We start from the raw sequence: 15,797 nt of genomic DNA on the forward strand, positions 1-15,797 counted from the left end.
CGACACCCTCCAGGCCGGCGCGCGAGCGCCGGCCTGTTTCTTTGTTCGTCCATTGGTATGGGCGAGGACGAGACGGCTCTCACCATGGCATCGAAACGGGTGTATATGTAATCGAATGATCGACCATCAGAGACATGGGAAATGCTGACCACGTTCATGGCGACGCTACTCGCGCTGCAACTCGGCCCCGCTGCGCATGTGTCCGGGCCTGTCGAATTGCCTCCCCCCCCCGAACAGGTGCTGGCTGTTCCAGAAGAACTCCGCGCGGCCTTCAGGGAAAGGGTCGTGGACGTCAGGCGTTCTCCCGAGCAGCGACTGGCCCGGCTGGTCGAATTCGTGTTCGATGAGAACGGGTTGGGCGTGGAATATCAACCGGACGCATCGCTCACAGTCAGCGAGGTGTATCAGGCGCGCAAGGCCAACTGCCTGTCGTCCACCTTCCTGATCGTGGCGCTGGCGCGCGAAGCAGGCTTGGATGCCTATGGGCAACAGATCGACCGCGTGTTGTCCTGGGGATCGACAGGCGAGATCGTGATGCAGAGCATGCATGCGAACGCGATTATCGAAGTGGAAAGGCGGCGTTTCGTAGTGGACGTGAATGCCAGCGATGCGACCGCGGCGAGCGATGCGTTGCAACCGGTGAGTGATCAGAAGCTGCTCGCGCTGTACTACGGCAACAGAGCCATGGAATTGATGGTGGCTGGACGCCAATCCGAAGCCAAGCCATGGCTCGATGAGGCCCTGCGGCATGCACCGCTCGATCCGACGCTGTTGAACAACGCGGGCGTCTTGAGCTTGCGTACAGGCGATTCGGTTGCCGCAGAGAAATACTTCCTGAGTGCGATCGAGCAGTCACGAGAGCTGATGAGTGGTCTGTCTAACCTGGTCGCTTTCTACAAGAACAGGGGTGACGATTCCCGTGTTGCCATGTGGGAGTCACGCGCCGACAGCGTGTTGCGCAAGGATCCCTATTACCAGTACACGCTGGGGCGGCAGTTGGAACTGGCCGGAAACTATGTGGAGGCGGCCAAGCAATATCGGCGTGCTATCGCCTTGAATCGCAAGGAACACCAATTCCACTTCGGATTGGCTCGCGTGTATTTCTCCATGGGCGATTCCCGCGCAGCGGATCGCGAGCTCTCGGCCGCGTACAAGCTGAGCCTGGGGAATGCACGCGACAGGTACGGTGACAAGCTCGCAGCCCTGCGCAAGCGGAATCTCTGATTCAACTGGATTCGCCGATCCGGCGAGCGCTTAAACCCTGAGCCACTGCGATGCATCGGACTGGGTATGCTCATGCAGCCCATGCCGATGCCACCTACTGCCGATAGCGACCATGCGCTGTTCGATGCTGGCGAAGACGCAATCCTGGTGCGCCGTGCCGCCGGTGCGGACGTGGCGGCCTTCGAGCAGTTGTACCGTCGCCATCACCGCCGCATCCATGGGGTGATCGCGCGCCTGGTCGGCCATGCCGGCGAGCGTGCGGAGGATCTCACCCAGGAAGCCTTCGTGCGGGCCTGGCAGGCATTGCCGGCATTCCGCTTCGAGAGCGCGGTGTCGACCTGGCTGCACCGGCTGGCGGTGAACACCGCGCTGATGGAATTGCGCGCGCGCCGCAGCCGACCCTGGCCGGAGGACGATGACGAGGCGCTGGCATCGGTGCCCATGCCGGATACGGCCGGGCAGGCCATGCTCGGCCGCGACCTGGAGCGGGCCGTTGCCACGTTGCCGCCGCGTGCGCGTGCCGTGCTGGTCCTGCACGACGTGGAAGGCTGGAAGCACGAGGAAATCGCGACGGAGCTCGGCATGGCGGTCGGCAGTTCCAAGGCGCAGTTGCATCGCGCACGCGGATTGCTGCGCACGCGGATCGGAGTGATGGCATGAACGAACGAACCCACAACCCGGGGCATGACAGCGGCGATGCCGCACTGCGCCTGGCCCTGCGCGGACTGCGCCAGGATCGCGATCCCGGATCCGACCTGTGGCCCGGCATCGAGGCGCGCATCCGTGCGTTGCCGCAGTCGTCCACGCCCGTCGCGGCACGCAGGCGCTGGCCGTGGCCCGTCGCGATGGCGGCGTCGATGCTGTTGTCGGCCGGCTTGGCCTGGCAGATGCGTCCCGTCGATGTGCCGGTGGCTGTTGTACCCGCCGCCGAGGCGCGCGTCGCGACCACCCTGGTCCAGCGCGAGGCGAGCACGCTCACCGTGCAATACCAGGCGGCATTGCGCGAGCTGGATGTCCAGCCGACACCCGCCAACTGGCAGCCCGGGCTGGAGGCGCTCGATCGCAGCGCGGCCGAGATCCGCAGCGCCCTGCAACAGAACCCCGATTCGCGCCTGCTGCTGGAGCGGCTGCGCGAGACCTATACCCGCCGGCTCGCCCTGTCGCGCCGCGCGCTCTACGCTTGAGGAGTCGACCATGCGCACTGTGATGATCCGTTCCACCCTGGCGCTGGCCTGCCTGGCTGCGCTGCCGGCGCTGGCTGGCACGCCGATCGACCAGGCCCGGCCGCTGGATCCGCGTGGGCGGATCGAGATCGAGAACCTCAAGGGCCGCGTCGAAGTGCGGGCCTGGGACCGGCAGGAAGTGAAAGTGACCGGCACCCTTGGCGATGGCGTCGAGAAGTTCTCGATGGACGGCGACCGCAGCAACCTGCGCATCGAGGTGAAATATCCCTCGCGTTCCGGCAGGACCGAACCGACGATGCTGGTCGTGCAGGTGCCGACCCTGGCCGACCTGGAAGTCGAAACCGTCTCCGCCGACATCGACGTGCACGGGATCGCATCGCGCGAACTGTCGCTGGAGTCGGTGAGCGGCGACATCACCGCCAACGGGGCGCCGCGCGAGGCGCGGATCGAGTCGGTGAGCGGCGACGTCCGGCTTACCCTCAACAGCCACGATGTGTCGGTCGACACGGTGAGCGGCGAGCTCGTCCTGCAAGGCCGGCTCAACGGCGAGGTGTCGCTGGAGACCGTCTCCGGCAACGTCCGCCTGGACAATCTGGGCGAGCGCCTGCGCAGCCTGTCGGCGGGCACCGTGTCCGGCGACATGGATATCAAGGCCGCACTGGCCGATGGCGGCGAGTGCCGCATGGAAAGCGTGAGTGGTGATTTGCTGCTGCGGCTGCCGCGGGACCTCTCGGCCGAGGTCAGCGGGGAAAGCTTCAGTGGCGACCTGAGCGCACCGGGCGCGAGGATCCAGCGCGAGGAATACGGTCCGGGTTCGAGCTTCCAGACCCGTTACGGTGCCGGCAAGGGCGACGTGCGGCTGGAGACGTTCTCCGGTGATGCAACCCTGCGCCTGCTTTGATCGAGCCTGCAAAAGACGAAGGCCGCATCCTGCGATGCGGCCTTTCGTTTGTCCGGGAAATGCCCAGGTCGTGCGCGCTCAGAGATCCTGCTGGTAGCGCACATAGGGCACGGTGCCCTCGTCGTCCTTCTGGCCGTTCACCGAGAACGGATTCTTGCCGCGGGTGACCACATTGTCCGCACCCACGCTGAGCTGCCCGCTCCACGGCGTACGCCAGGTCAGGCCCAGGCCCAGGCCCTTCCAGACGTTGCTTTCGCCGGGCACGTTGACCACCCGGCCGACCACGTTGGCGCCGAAGGAACCGAACCCGCCGCCGATGCTGAGGCTGCGGGTGTTCCACTGGTCGGCCAGTTGCGGGACGTCGGCGGCAGGCACCAGGCGCGCGCGGGCGACGGTACCACCCACGCTGACGAAGCCCTCGCGGCTGATCGCCTTTTCGGCGAACAGCGAGAAATCGTTCTGCTCGTAGCGGGCACCACCCGACTGGTTCGGCGCCAGCCAGACCGGCAGGGTGTCGCGACCGCTGCCCACCGAGACGCCGACCTTGTTGCCGTTGCGGCTCAGGCTTGCGCCGGTGGTGGCGTGGCGGCTGCCCGTGCCCGGCCCGTCGCCCTTGAGCGAGGTCAGCACGCAATTGCTGGCGAGTTGCCCGATCGCGGAGGACAAGCCGCCGGTCTGGCGGTCGCACAGCAGTGCCAGCGAGCTGCCGGTTTCGAGCCCGTAGGTGGCTTCCAGCGTGGTGCTGCCAAAACGCCAGCGGGCCCCTGCACCGGCCCCTGTAGTCGCGGGTTCCAGCAGCAGGATGGCTTCCAGCTTGCCGTCCTTGTTCAGGACGGGCAATGAGACCCGCGCGTCGTTGCGTTTGGCTGCCTTGGATTGCGCCTGTGCGGCACCGCTGGCACAGGCCAGGGCGAGCAGGGCAACCGCGATGGAAGTCAGGCGCATGCGCATGGTGTGTGATGGACAGGCCGTGGCCGGCAAAGTTCCCCTCCCAAGGACGGACGATGCTAGCGGATTTATGATTCCTTAACAATGCCCCGGCAGGTCGTAAAGTGCCGTGCCCTGCGTGGTTGCAGGTTACTGGATCCCGGGCGCCGCCGGGAGCTCCGCCGCGGCGTCGCGGAACATGACGCCAACCGCCTCTCCGTTGAACCGGTATTCGCGGCCGCAGAACTCGCAATGGATCGAGGCCTCGCCGTGACCGGCCTCGACCGCGGCCCGCGCTTCCGGTTCGCCCAGCGAGACCAGCATGGCCTCGACCCGTCCGCGCGAGCACGAACAGGCGAAGTGCAGGGGTTTCTCGCCCAGCAGCTGCGGGTGCTCCTCGTGGAACAGGCGGTGCACGATGTCGGCCGGGGCGAGCGCCAGCAGTTCCTCGCCGCCGAGGGTGTCGAACAGCGCACCGATCCGGTGGAAGCCGTCGGCGTCGCCCTCGTCGCCGGGGAGCTTCTGCAGCATCAGGCCTGCAGCGCGGTGGCCGTCGCAGGCCAGCAGCAGCCGCGTGGGCAACTGCTCGGACTGGCGGAAATAGGCTTCGAAGGCCTCGTCCAGGCGGTCGGCGTCCAATGCGACCAGGCCCTGGTAGCGCATCGGCTCGCGGCTGCCCAGCGCCGGGTTTTCGATGGTGATCGCCAATACGGCGTCCTCGCCGAGCGCGCGCAGGTCGCGCGACGGCGGCGCAGCGCGGCCGTCGGCCACGGCCTCGTCGAGCCGGACGATGCCGCGCAGGGTGCCGGCGGCCGTGCATTCGGCGAACAGGGTACGGATGGCGCCGTCTGCGCGCAGTTGTACCGACAGGCGCCCATCGACCTTGGCGTGGCCGGTGAACAACGCGGCCGCAGCCGCGGCTTCACCGAGCAGTTCGGCCGCTGCCGGCGGGTAAGTCGCATGCGCCACCATGTTTGCCCAGGTCTCGTCCAGGTGCACGGCCACGCCGCGCACGCCGGCATCCGGGAGAAGGAAGCGGAGCTGGAGATCCTGCGATGGCGTGCCGGGGGTCTTTGTCATGTGGGTATCGTGTGGCCACGTCCTGCGGATAATGCGCGGGCAACGGGGCATTCAGGTGATGGCCGATGGAAATGGGGCGCGTGCGCGTGGATCGCAAGGTGGCTGCGAATGGGTGCTGACGCCGGGACGCAGCCGCGCCGTCGTCGCTGGCGTGGCTGGTGGTGGAAGCTGCCACTGTGGTGCGTGGTGTTCAGTGTGGTGCAAGTGCTGGCATTGCGCTTCGTCGATCCGCCGTTTTCGGCATTCATGGTCGCGCGCCAACTGGACGCATTGGTGGCGGGCGAGATCGACTTCCGCATCGCCCACGACTGGCGCGATTTCGAGCGGATGTCGCCGCACCTGCCGCTGGCGCTGGTGGCGTCGGAAGACCAGAACTTCGCCAACCACCACGGTTTCGACTTCGCCGCGATCGAGAAGGCGCAGGCGCACAACGAGAAGATGGTCGAGCGTGCGGAAAAGCGCGGTAAGCCGGTGCGACGCCTGCGCGGGGCCAGCACGATCAGCCAGCAGACCGCGAAGAACCTGTTCCTGTGGCAGGGCAGCGGCCCGACCCGCTGGCTGCGCAAGGGACTGGAGGTCTGGTACACCGCGTTGATCGAGGCGCTGTGGCCGAAGCAGCGGATCCTGGAGGTCTACGCGAACATCGCGGAATTCGGCGATGGCGTGTACGGCGGGCAGGCGGCGGCGCGCAGCTTCTTCCGCAAGGATGCCGCGACGTTGTCTGCCACCGAGGCCGCGCGCTTGGCCGCGGTGCTGCCCAGCCCGAAGCGCTACAGCGCGACCCGGCCCGGTCCCTATGTGCAGCGGCGCACCCGTGCCATCGAGCGGCAGATGCGCGCGATAGGCGGTCCCGCCTCCCTGCGCACGCTGGACTGAGCAGCTGCGGCATCGCTGGCATACCATCGGCCCATGCATCGCATCGCGCCCGACGACCGCTGCCTGACCATCGTGATCGCCGCCTTCAACGAGGCGGAGGCGTTGCCCGTGTTGCAGCCGCGGATCGCGACGGCACTCGCGCTGGCTGAAGCTGAAGGCTTGGAGGCGCGCGTGCTGTACATCGACGACGGCAGTCGCGATGGCACGTGGGACGTGCTGCGCGGGTTCGCCGCCGCCGATCCGCGGGTGGCATTGCTGCGCCTGTCGCGCAATTTCGGCAAGGAAGCGGCGCTGACCGCCGGCCTGGACCGGGTCGAGCGCGGTGCGGCCTTCATCCTCGACGCCGACGGCCAGGATCCGCCGGAATTGCTGCCGCGCTTCGTGGCGCAATGGCGCGAAGGCTTCGACGACGTGCATGGCACCCGGGTCGAGCGCGAAGGCGAAGGCTGGTTGAAGCGCGCCACCGCGCACGGCTTCTATCGGCTGATCGGATCGCTGTCGAAGACCCCGGTGCCGCGTGACACCGGCGACTTCCGCCTGCTCTCGCCGCGCGCGCTGGCCGCGTTGCGCCAGTTGCGCGAACGCCATCGCTTCATGAAGGGACTGTTCGGCTGGGTCGGCTTCAACCAGGTGGCGATCCCGTACCAGCGCGAGGCGCGCGTCGCCGGGCGCAGCAAGTTCAATTTCTGGGCGCTGTGGAACTTCGCGCTGGAAGGCATCACCAGCTTCAGCACCGCGCCGCTACGGATGGCCACGTATGTCGGCATCGCCACCGCGCTGGTCGCGTTCGGTTACGGCAGCTGGATCATCGTCAAGGCGCTGATGTGGGGCGACCGCGTGGCCGGCTGGCCAAGCATGATGGCGGTGATCCTGTTCCTGGGCGGCGTGCAACTGGTGGCGCTCGGGCTCATCGGCGAATACCTCGGGCGCCTGTACGAGGAGTCCAAGCAGCGGCCGCTGTACCTGGTCGACAGCTGGAGGCCGGCGAGCGGAGTATCCTCGTCGCAGGTTCCCGAGTTGCGAGGAGCGAGCGATGCGCACGGTACGGCAGTTACTGGAATCGAAACCGGTTGAGATCCACGCGGTCCCGCCGGATGCGCCGGTGATCGAGGCGATCCGGTCGATGGCCGAGCACCACGTCGGTGCCCTGCTGGTGATGGAGGGAGCGCGGCTGGCCGGCATCCTCTCCGAACGCGATTATGCGCGGAAGGTGGTGCTGCAGGGGCGCTCGTCGAAGGACACGCCGGTGCGCGACATCATGACCGCCCATGTCATCACCGTGAGCCCGGGCGACAGCGCCGAACACTGCATGCAGGTGGTGACCGACCATCGCATCCGCCACCTGCCCGTGCTCGATGGCGATGCCGTGCTCGGCGTGGTCTCGATCGGCGACCTGGTGCGCGCGGTGATCGAGGAGCAGCGACTGGAGCTCGACCACCTGCAACGTTACATCGCGAGCTGATCGTCACTTCGCGGCTTCATTGCCGCAGTACGTGGCGTCCTTGCCCTGGCCCAGGTCGGCGGTGGCCACGAGTGCCGCCGGCGCGGCAGCACCGCCGAGGACGGCCGCGGCCGCCGCGCGCAAACCGATCCGCGTGTAATCCGGTCGCAGGTCCGGCTTCTTGAAGCTGCCTTCGATGTACAGCGGCGAGCGCAGCGACAGCGGACTGAACTTCTTGGTCTTGGGCCTGATGGTCAGGTCGAGCCGTTCGTTGCGCAGGTCGATGCGGCCGCTGCCGTTGAGCCGGGTCTCGCTGGTGTCGAACACCAGTGCGCGCGGCGTCATCACCCCATCCTCCACCGCGAAGTCGCCGTAGGCGCAGCGGATCGGGATCTGCTCGTCCCTGGTGAGCTTGATCTTGAGGATGCCGGCCAGGTCCAGTCCAGCGAATTCCATCAGCAGCTTGCTGATCTTGCCCGCGCCCATGCCCGCTTCGGCATCGCCATCCGCATTCGCCGCGAGTTGCGCGATCGAGTTGCCCTGGCTGGTGAAGACCACGCGGCCGCCGACCTTGCCCACTGCGGTTTGCCCGAGCTTCACCGAGTCCGGCATCAATTTGGACAGGACCAGTCCGGTCGCGCGGATGTCTGCATTGCTGCGGATCGCGCGCTCACGCGCGTCCATGCGGATGGTCGAGCGGATGGTGCCGTCGGCCACGCCGAAGTCGAGCGGCTTGAGCACCAGGACGCCATCCTTGAGCGCCAGCGTGGCGTCCATGTCGTCCACCGGCAGAGCGCGGGTGTCGATGCGCTTCGCGCGCAGGCGGACATCGGCATCCATCGCCCGCAGCTTCGCCAGGTTCCAGGGGTCGTCGGGCAGCAGCTTGTCGCCTGCCTGTTGTTGCGCGGCCTGCGCCGCCAGTTCGGCATTGGTGGTTTCGCCAGCCCCGGCCTTTGGTGCAAGCCCGATGAAGCCTCCCAGGTCGTCGAGGTCCATCCGCGCCGAGCGCAGGTCGGCCTTGAGGTAGGGCTTGGCCTTGCCGCCCGCGCTGACATGCGCGCTTCCGGAGAGGTCGCTGTCGCCGACCTTGCCGGTGAACCCGTCGTACTTCCAGGTGCTGCGCGTGGGCGAGTCGATGCTGCGGGTGAATCGGCCATCCAGCGCGTACGGCGGTGTAGGTGGCAATGCCACGCCTAGCAGCGGGAACAGGTCGTCGAGGTTTTGCCCCGCAAGGGCGAGCTTCAGGTCGAAGTCGCGCAGGCTCAGGGGATCGAGCAACGTGCCGCGGGCATGTGCCCGGGTGGGGCCGGCGGCGGCGCGCAGGTCGATCCGGTAGGGACGTTCGCTCTCGCGCAATTCCAGTGGCGATTCGGCGGTTCCCGCAAGCGTGAAAGGATTGCCGTTCCACTTGCCACCGCCTTTCACGACGATCGAAGGTTCGGCAGCGTTCGCTTGCGGTCGGCCGCTGTCCACCGACACCTTGATGTCGGTTTTCTCCGTGGGCTCGAAGTATGTCAGCGTGCCGTTTTCGATGTGTACGTTGCGGAATTTGGGCAGTTCGCCGCCGCCTTCCTTGGCAAAGATCCAGTTGCCCAACAGCTTGTCGTTGCGTTGCAGGTGGAGCACCGGGACATCGAGCACGATCCGCGGGATCTTCACGTCGCCACGCAGCAGCGGCCAGGCGCGCAGGTCGAACTCGAGGCGGCGCGCGGATGCCATTTCGGGTTCGCGTGCCCATGGCGCGTTGGCGAAGCGCAGGCCATCGGCACGGATCGTCAGCGTACGACCCAGGTCGACATCCAGGTTGCCATCGATGTGGAAGCTGCGCCCCGTCTGCGCGGTCACTCGCCGTTCGATCGGGCGCTTGAACCAGTTCCAGTCCCACAGCAGGAGCAGCACGACCAAGCCTGACAACAGCAAAAAGGCTGCGAGCCACCATGGGTGGCGTTGCGGAAAGGAACGGATGTTCTGGCGGGTCGTCTGCTGCATCCCGGCCGACTGTCCCGTGCAGGTGGTCAAGCCACGGTGAACACCCAGCGCCGGCGTTCAGCGTGCAGGCACGACCTGCGCCATCACCGCGATGTAGTGGCAGGTGCTGCCGCCGAGCACGAACAGATGCCAGATCGCATGCGAGTAGCGGATCGACTCGCGGTGGTAGAAGAAGGTGCCGAGCGTGTAGGACAGGCCGCCGGCCAGCAGCCAGCCCAGTGTCCATGTGTCCAGTGCGGCCAGCATCGGCTTGGCGGCGACCATGATCATCCAGCCCATCGCGATGTAGATGAGCGTGGAGAGCCGCTTGAATCGCCCGGTGTAGAACAGCTTGAAGATCACGCCGGCCAGTGCCAGCGTCCAGATCGCGCCGAACATCCACCAGCCGACCGGGCCGCGCAGGCCGATCAGGGTGAAAGGCGTGTAGGTGCCGGCGATCAGCACGTAGATCGCGCAATGGTCGAAGACCTTCAGCCGCCCCTTCGCCACCGGGTGCTGGATCGCGTGGTAGAGCGTCGAGGCCACGTACAGCGCCAGCAGGGCGATGCCGAACACGATCGCCGCACCCAACTGCCAGCGATCGCCGTGCAGCGCGGCAAGGGTGATCAGGATCGCGCCACCGGCCAACGCCGCGGTTGCGCCAAGGCCATGGGTCAGCGCGCTGGCCAGTTCTTCCCGGGGATCGACGTGCTTGATTGGATTGGCCATGCCTGCAGCGTCAGTGGTGGGGATAGAGCAAATGTTCGCTCACCCGACCGCCACCGCCTGCGCATGCTCACGGGTGGCCAGGAATTCCACCGAGGGCGCGCGTTCCTGCGCCAGTTGCAGGTTGACCCGGGTCGGCGCCAGGTAGACCAGGTGGCCGGCGGCGTCGAGGGCGAGGTTCATCGCGTTCTTCTCGCGGAACTCTTCCAGCTTCTTCGCGTCGTTGCAGCGGATCCAGCGTGCGGTGGTGACCGCGACCTGCTCGAAGCTGGCTTCCACGCCGTACTCGTCCTTGAGGCGATACGCCACCACTTCGAACTGCAGCACGCCGACCGCGCCCAGGATCAGGTCGTTGCTCATCAGCGGGCGGAAGAACTGGGTCGCGCCTTCCTCGCTCAACTGTGCCAGGCCCTTCTGCAGTTGCTTGAGCTTGAGCGGATCGCGCAGGCGCGCACGACGGAACAATTCCGGCGCGAAGTTGGGGATGCCGGTGAACGCGATCTTTTCGCCCTCGGTGAAGGTGTCGCCGATCGAGATCGTGCCGTGGTTGTGGATGCCGATCACGTCGCCGGGGAAGGCGGACTCGGCGATCTCGCGGTCGCTGGCCATGAAGGTCAGCGCGTTGGCGAGCTTGATCTCCTTGCCGGTGCGCGGCTGGAAGGCCTTCATGCCGGCCTCGAACTTGCCCGAGCACACCCGCATGAAGGCGACGCGGTCGCGGTGCATCGGGTCCATGTTGGCCTGGATCTTGAACACGAAGCCGGTCAGCCTGGGCTCGGCGGCTTCGACCAGGCGCGTGGTGGTCGCGCGGCCCTGCGGCGACGGTGCGTGCTCGACGAAGAAATCCAGCAGCGGTTGCACGCCGAAGTTGTTGACGCCGGAGCCGAAGAACACCGGCGACTGCATGCCCTCGAGGTAGGCCTCGCGATTGAACGGATGCGAAGCGCCCTGCACCAGCTCCAACTGCTCGCGCAATTCGGCCAGCATGTCCGCGCCGATGCGCTCCTCGACGCCCGGGGAATCCAGCGACGGGAAGATGGTCGAATCCTGGCGGGTGAAGTTGCGGCCGGGCTCGTACAGATGCACTTCGCCGGTCACGAGATGAACGACGCCCTTCAGGCGCTGGCCCATGCCGATCGGCCAGGTGACCGGTGCGCACTGGATGCCGAGCACCGATTCGATCTCGTCGAGCAGCTCGATCGGATCCTTGCCCTCGCGGTCGAGCTTGTTGACGAAGGTCATGATCGGGGTGTCGCGCAGGCGGCACACCTCCATCAGCTTGATCGTGCGCTCCTCGACGCCTTTGGCGACGTCGATCACCATCAGCGCGCTGTCCACCGCGGTGAGCACGCGATAGGTGTCCTCGCCGAAGTCGGCGTGGCCGGGGGTGTCCAGCAGGTTGACGATGCGGCCCTCGTACGGGAACTGCATCACCGAACTGGTGACGGAGATCCCGCGTTCCTTTTCCAGCGCCATCCAGTCTGAGGTCGCGTGGCGGGCGGCCTTGCGGCCCTTGACCGAACCGGCCATCTGGATCGCGCCGCCGAACAGCAGCAGCTTCTCGGTCAGCGTGGTCTTGCCGGCGTCGGGGTGGGAAATGATGGCGAAGGTGCGACGGCGCGCAGCTTCCAGGAAGACTTCTGACATTGCGGAATTATACCGGCGCGGGCAGCATGGCCGCAGCCACGAGACGCCGCCGGGGGGGCACCGCGCCAATCATGGAAGACGACGTTACCCACGCCCTGGACGAGCAGGTGCAAATCGATGCCGGGCTGCCCGATGCGATCGGGCCGTACCGGATCCTTGGCCTGCTGGGCGAGGGCGGGATGGGCCGGGTCTACCTGGCCCGCGAGTCGCATCCGCCGCGCGATGTCGCCCTGAAGGTCGTGCGCGGCCTCTCAGGCGGCGCGCTGGAGCGCTTCCGCCGTGAGGTCTCGATTCTCGGCCAACTCGAACATCCGGGCATCGTCCGCCTGTACGCCGCGGGCGAGGACAGCATCGGCGGCATTCCGACCCCGTGGTTCGCGCTGGAAGTCGTGCGCGGGCCCGATCTGCGCGACTACCTGCAGCGCGAGAAGCCCGACCTGCGCGCGCGCATCGGCCTGCTGGCGAAGCTGGCGCATGCGGTGCACTTCGCCCACCAGCGCGGCATCGTCCATCGCGACCTGAAGCCCTCCAACGTGCTGGTGGACGAACACGGGCAGCCGAAGATCCTGGACTTCGGCATCGCCCGCCTGCACGGGGAAATCGGCGGCGAGATGACCCAGGTCGGGCAGGTGATGGGCACCTTGCCGTACATGAGCCCCGAGCAACTCGAGGGCAATGCGCGCGACGCCGATGCGCGCAGCGACGTGTATGCGCTTGGCGCGATCGGCTACGAACTGCTGTCCGGCCGCCTGCCGCATCCGCGGCTCTCATCGTCCAGCCTGTTCGAGGCGCTGGACATCGTCCGGCGCGAGGATCCGGAACCGCTGGAGCGCTTGAACCGCGATGCCCGCGGCGATCTCAGCCTGGTGGTGATGAAGGCGTTGGCGTCTGAGCCGGGCCGTCGCTATGCCACCGCCGCAGAGTTCGCCGAGGACCTGGAGGCGGTGCTGGCCTCCCTCCCGGTGAGTGCGCGCGCGCCAACCCGCGCATATCGCGCCGCGCGTTTCGTGCGCCGGCATCGTGCGTTGAGCATCGCCGCGAGCCTCGTGTTCGCCTCGTTGCTGGCCGCGACCATCGTCAGCACGCTGGCGGCCCAGCGCGCCCGCGCGGCGTTGGCGGAAGCGGAAGCGCGCGCGCAGGAACTGGCGGCGGTGAACGCCTTCGTCGAAAGCATGCTGACCGAGGCCGATCCCGAGCATTCGCAGGGGCGCGACCTGCGCGTCCGCGACATCCTGGATGTCGCCGCGGCCGAGCTGGAATCGTCCTCGTTGTCGCCGGGTGCGATCGCCAGCCTGCACCAGGTGCTGGGTACCACCTGGCTGGGGTTGGGCGATGGTGCGCGTTCGCGCGCCGCCTTCGATGCCGCGTTGGCACAGAAGGCACTGCCGGCAGCGCTGCGCGACGAACTGCTGCTGGGACGTGCGCGGGGCGCCATCTTCGCCGGCGACTACGACACCGGCGAAGCCGGCCTGGCCGAGCTGCGCGCTCGGCGTAGCGCATTGCCGCCGGCGTTGCGCATCGCGCTGGACGAATCCGGTGCGGAGTTGTTGCGTGAGCGCGGCAAGCAGAAGGAGGCCGTGGCGGCGCTGCGCGAGCTGCTGCCGCAAGCGCGCAAGGCGCTGGGCGAGGACGCGCAACGTACGCTCGGGCTGCAATTGCAGCTGGCGTCCGCGTTGCAACTGGACGGCGACTATCCCGCCGCGCTCGAGGTCGCCCGCGATGCAACGGAACGACATGTGCGCACCTTCGGGCCGCGCCATCCTCAGACCCTGTATGCGTGGAACCAGCTCGGCGTGGTGGAGAACAAGCTGGGCCATACCGATGAAGCGGAAGCCGCGTTCCGACGTTCCGCCACGGGCCGGGTGGCCGTGCTGGGGGAAAACCATCCTGCGACGGTGATGAGCCAGCTGAACCTGGGTTCATTGCTCATCGAGCGCGGGAATGCCGCCGAGGGCGTGCCGCTGGTGCGCAGCGCCAGTGCCTGGCTGGATGCCAATCGTCCCGAGGGCGACGACAAGGCGCTGGTGGCGCGCAGCGTGCTGGCCTACGGGCTGGAAGACCAGGGCGACCTGGACGGTGCCGAGGCGCTGTTGCGCAGCCTGCTGGCCGCGCAGGAGTCGCGTGGCGGCCCCGGTGCCCCGGATACATTCGCGCCGCGCAACAACCTGGCCATGCTGCTGATGAAGCGTGGCCGGCTCGCCGATGCCTTGGCGCAATTCGACACGCTGTCGACGCAAGTACGCGCGCGGCTGGGAGCGGACCATCCCTTCGCCGCCATCTTCGACAGCAATCGCGGCGAGTGCCTGGCGCAGTTGGGGCATTTCGACGACGCCAGGCGCGTGCTCGAAGACAGTCATGCCCGCCTGCAGGCGCGCTTCGGTGCCGGGCACGAACGCACGCGCACCGCGGCCGAGCGTCTCGCCGGCGTCTACCAACGCCTCGGCAAGCAGGAGAAGGCCAGCGCCATGCGCGCCGGGGCCGTGGCCAAGTCCTGAGGATCGATCCGTGCAGACCATCGTGATCCGCGGATAGGAACAAACCCGATCCGCAGCGTCGCAGGGGTCAGCGTGCCGGTGCCACGCCGCGCATCCGGAACGGGATCGACACCAACTGCATCCCGCGGTTCACCTGCACCGCGAAGTGCAGGTGCGGGCCGGTGCTGAAGCCGGTATTGCCGGACAGACCGATGCGCTGGCCGGCGGTGACGTCCTGGCCGACCCGGACCAGCACGCCGTCCACGGCGAGGTGCGCGTACAGGGCCATGCTGCCGTCGTCGTGGAGGATGCGGATGAAGTTCGCCCGCCCGCGGTTGTCGCGGGATGCAATGCCACTGGCGCGGAAGCCGGCCTCGACCTGCATCACCCTGCCGGCGCGCGCAGCGAAGACCGGCGTGCCGATGTCGGCGGCAAAGTCCAGCGCGTGGCGGTTCTGCACGTCGTCGTGGCTGAAGCTGCCGCCGAAGCCCTGGTCGATCCGCGCCGGCCCCCGCAACGGCGGCAGGTAGTCGACATCGCGCGGGCGCGCATTGGAACTGCCGGGCACGCCTTCCATGCGCAATTGCAGGTTGCCGCTTCGGCCACTGGGGGGCCGCAGCCGCGCCACCAACGTGCTGCCGCCGGCGGGGACGCTGGCCCGCGCGGGCAGGAGTGGGTCGCTGGGCACGTCGCCGCCCGCGCCCGCGCGCAGGATCACTTCGATCGGGCCGGCCAGGCGGTTGTCGGCCCAGGCCAGGTATTCGCCGTCGGCGGGTTCGATGCGCAGGGTGGCGATGGGTGCCGGGCCGTCGCTTCGCCCCTCTGCGCCGCCGACCGTCGACGGCAGGCCGGCAAGCAGGAGAACCGCGGCAAGGGAGAGGAAGGTCCGGGTCGTCATTGCTTCGCTGTCGTTTCCAGGAGAAATGTCACGGCCGGGATCATCGCAGGGGCTCGGGGTCATTCCTGTCCGCGATGCGACCTGCATGCCTGTGGCCAGTATTCCCGATGACGCCGGGTCATGACGATTGGTTATTTACATCGCTTCATCCGGATAAAGCGATTGACATGTCCGGAGCGGGTGGCCAGACTGGTCGCATCCATCGAGACCGGCTGAGGGACAGGCCCGAAGAAGCCGGGGCAACCTGATGGACCGACCGCATTGCGGCCGGTTCCTCGCGGTGCCAAATCCTGCGGGGACCTGCGTGTCCACCGGAAGATGGTTGCGAGCTGCCCCGTGCGGTTCGCGACGCCGACACCGTCGGTCCTTCTTCCCGGTACTCCCCGCAACGCTCCGATGGGCCCTGCCTTTGCAGAAATGTCCATCGGAGTGTCGCCGTGAGCCTTGCCGA

At 67.5% G+C, this 15,797-nt stretch carries 14 protein-coding genes and 1 riboswitch; of the genes, 8 read left to right on the forward strand and 6 right to left on the reverse strand.

Annotated elements, in window-relative coordinates:
* Positions 1 to 141: 141 nt before the first annotated feature.
* The 4 genes from ACE3T8_RS03865 to ACE3T8_RS03880 all read left to right on the forward strand — a co-directional run bounded on the left by ACE3T8_RS03865 (position 142) and on the right by ACE3T8_RS03880 (position 3,309).
* Complete coding sequence (locus ACE3T8_RS03865) at positions 142 to 1,224, forward strand: tetratricopeptide repeat protein (protein ID WP_374606951.1); 1,083 nt, start codon at positions 142 to 144, stop codon at positions 1,222 to 1,224.
* Positions 1,225 to 1,290: 66 nt separating this feature from the next.
* Positions 1,291 to 1,884, forward strand: a complete 594-nt coding sequence (locus ACE3T8_RS03870; protein ID WP_374606953.1) for an RNA polymerase sigma factor — start codon at positions 1,291 to 1,293, stop codon at positions 1,882 to 1,884.
* Positions 1,881 to 2,408 carry a hypothetical protein gene (locus tag ACE3T8_RS03875; protein ID WP_374606954.1) on the forward strand — a complete coding sequence of 176 codons (528 nt, stop codon included), beginning with the start codon at positions 1,881 to 1,883 and terminating at the stop codon, positions 2,406 to 2,408. Before ACE3T8_RS03870 ends, ACE3T8_RS03875 begins: the two co-directional genes overlap by 4 nt.
* Before the next feature lie 22 nt (positions 2,409 to 2,430).
* On the forward strand, positions 2,431 to 3,309 hold the full coding sequence (locus ACE3T8_RS03880; protein ID WP_374606956.1) for a DUF4097 domain-containing protein: 879 nt from the start codon (positions 2,431 to 2,433) through the stop codon (positions 3,307 to 3,309).
* Between the two features lie 78 nt (positions 3,310 to 3,387).
* Here ACE3T8_RS03880 and ACE3T8_RS03885 read toward each other — a convergent pair whose 3' ends face one another.
* Positions 3,388 to 4,260, reverse strand: a complete 873-nt coding sequence (locus ACE3T8_RS03885) for a hypothetical protein (RefSeq protein WP_374606957.1) — start codon at positions 4,258 to 4,260, stop codon at positions 3,388 to 3,390.
* Between the two features lie 126 nt (positions 4,261 to 4,386).
* Entirely contained in the window at positions 4,387 to 5,316 is a 930-nt protein-coding gene (locus ACE3T8_RS03890) for an Hsp33 family molecular chaperone HslO (RefSeq protein WP_374606960.1), read from the reverse strand.
* Between the two features lie 108 nt (positions 5,317 to 5,424).
* Between ACE3T8_RS03890 and mtgA the strand changes: the two genes are divergently transcribed.
* The 3 genes from mtgA to ACE3T8_RS03905 are packed head-to-tail and all read left to right on the forward strand — an operon-like array spanning position 5,425 to position 7,654.
* Entirely contained in the window at positions 5,425 to 6,192 is a 768-nt protein-coding gene (gene mtgA / locus ACE3T8_RS03895; protein ID WP_374606962.1) for a monofunctional biosynthetic peptidoglycan transglycosylase, read from the forward strand.
* Positions 6,193 to 6,225: 33 nt separating this feature from the next.
* Positions 6,226 to 7,266, forward strand: coding sequence for a glycosyltransferase family 2 protein (locus tag ACE3T8_RS03900; RefSeq protein WP_374606963.1), 1,041 nt, complete (start codon positions 6,226 to 6,228; stop codon positions 7,264 to 7,266).
* Positions 7,226 to 7,654 (forward strand): CBS domain-containing protein, encoded by a 429-nt coding sequence (locus ACE3T8_RS03905; protein WP_374606964.1) that lies wholly within the window; start codon positions 7,226 to 7,228, stop codon positions 7,652 to 7,654. Before ACE3T8_RS03900 ends, ACE3T8_RS03905 begins: the two co-directional genes overlap by 41 nt.
* Positions 7,655 to 7,657: 3 nt before the next feature.
* Here the strand turns inward: ACE3T8_RS03905 and ACE3T8_RS03910 are convergent, their stop codons facing one another.
* From ACE3T8_RS03910 to ACE3T8_RS03920, 3 genes are read right to left on the reverse strand one after another with little or no spacing between them, the layout of a single operon-like run.
* Complete coding sequence (locus ACE3T8_RS03910) at positions 7,658 to 9,622, reverse strand: AsmA family protein (protein ID WP_374606966.1); 1,965 nt, start codon at positions 9,620 to 9,622, stop codon at positions 7,658 to 7,660.
* A 57-nt stretch (positions 9,623 to 9,679) separates the two neighbouring features.
* Positions 9,680 to 10,330: a hemolysin III family protein gene (locus ACE3T8_RS03915; protein ID WP_374606968.1), complete on the reverse strand. Its 651-nt coding sequence runs from the start codon at positions 10,328 to 10,330 to the stop codon at positions 9,680 to 9,682.
* A 39-nt stretch (positions 10,331 to 10,369) separates the two neighbouring features.
* The gene (locus ACE3T8_RS03920; protein WP_374606970.1) at positions 10,370 to 11,974 is read right to left on the reverse strand and encodes a peptide chain release factor 3; all 1,605 of its coding nucleotides are present in this window, start codon (positions 11,972 to 11,974) and stop codon (positions 10,370 to 10,372) included.
* Positions 11,975 to 12,045: 71 nt separating this feature from the next.
* On the opposite strand from ACE3T8_RS03920, the gene ACE3T8_RS03925 reads away from it, so the two are divergent.
* Positions 12,046 to 14,469: a tetratricopeptide repeat protein gene (locus tag ACE3T8_RS03925; RefSeq protein WP_374606971.1), complete on the forward strand. Its 2,424-nt coding sequence runs from the start codon at positions 12,046 to 12,048 to the stop codon at positions 14,467 to 14,469.
* A 67-nt stretch (positions 14,470 to 14,536) separates the two neighbouring features.
* Here ACE3T8_RS03925 and ACE3T8_RS03930 read toward each other — a convergent pair whose 3' ends face one another.
* Entirely contained in the window at positions 14,537 to 15,346 is an 810-nt protein-coding gene (locus ACE3T8_RS03930; RefSeq protein ID WP_374606973.1) for a M23 family metallopeptidase, read from the reverse strand.
* 196 nt (positions 15,347 to 15,542) lie between these two features.
* A riboswitch (SAM riboswitch) is annotated at positions 15,543 to 15,671 on the forward strand.
* Positions 15,672 to 15,797 lie beyond the last annotated feature (126 nt).

Source organism: Thermomonas sp. (assembly GCF_041919455.1).
Lineage (GTDB): Bacteria > Pseudomonadota > Gammaproteobacteria > Xanthomonadales > Xanthomonadaceae > Thermomonas.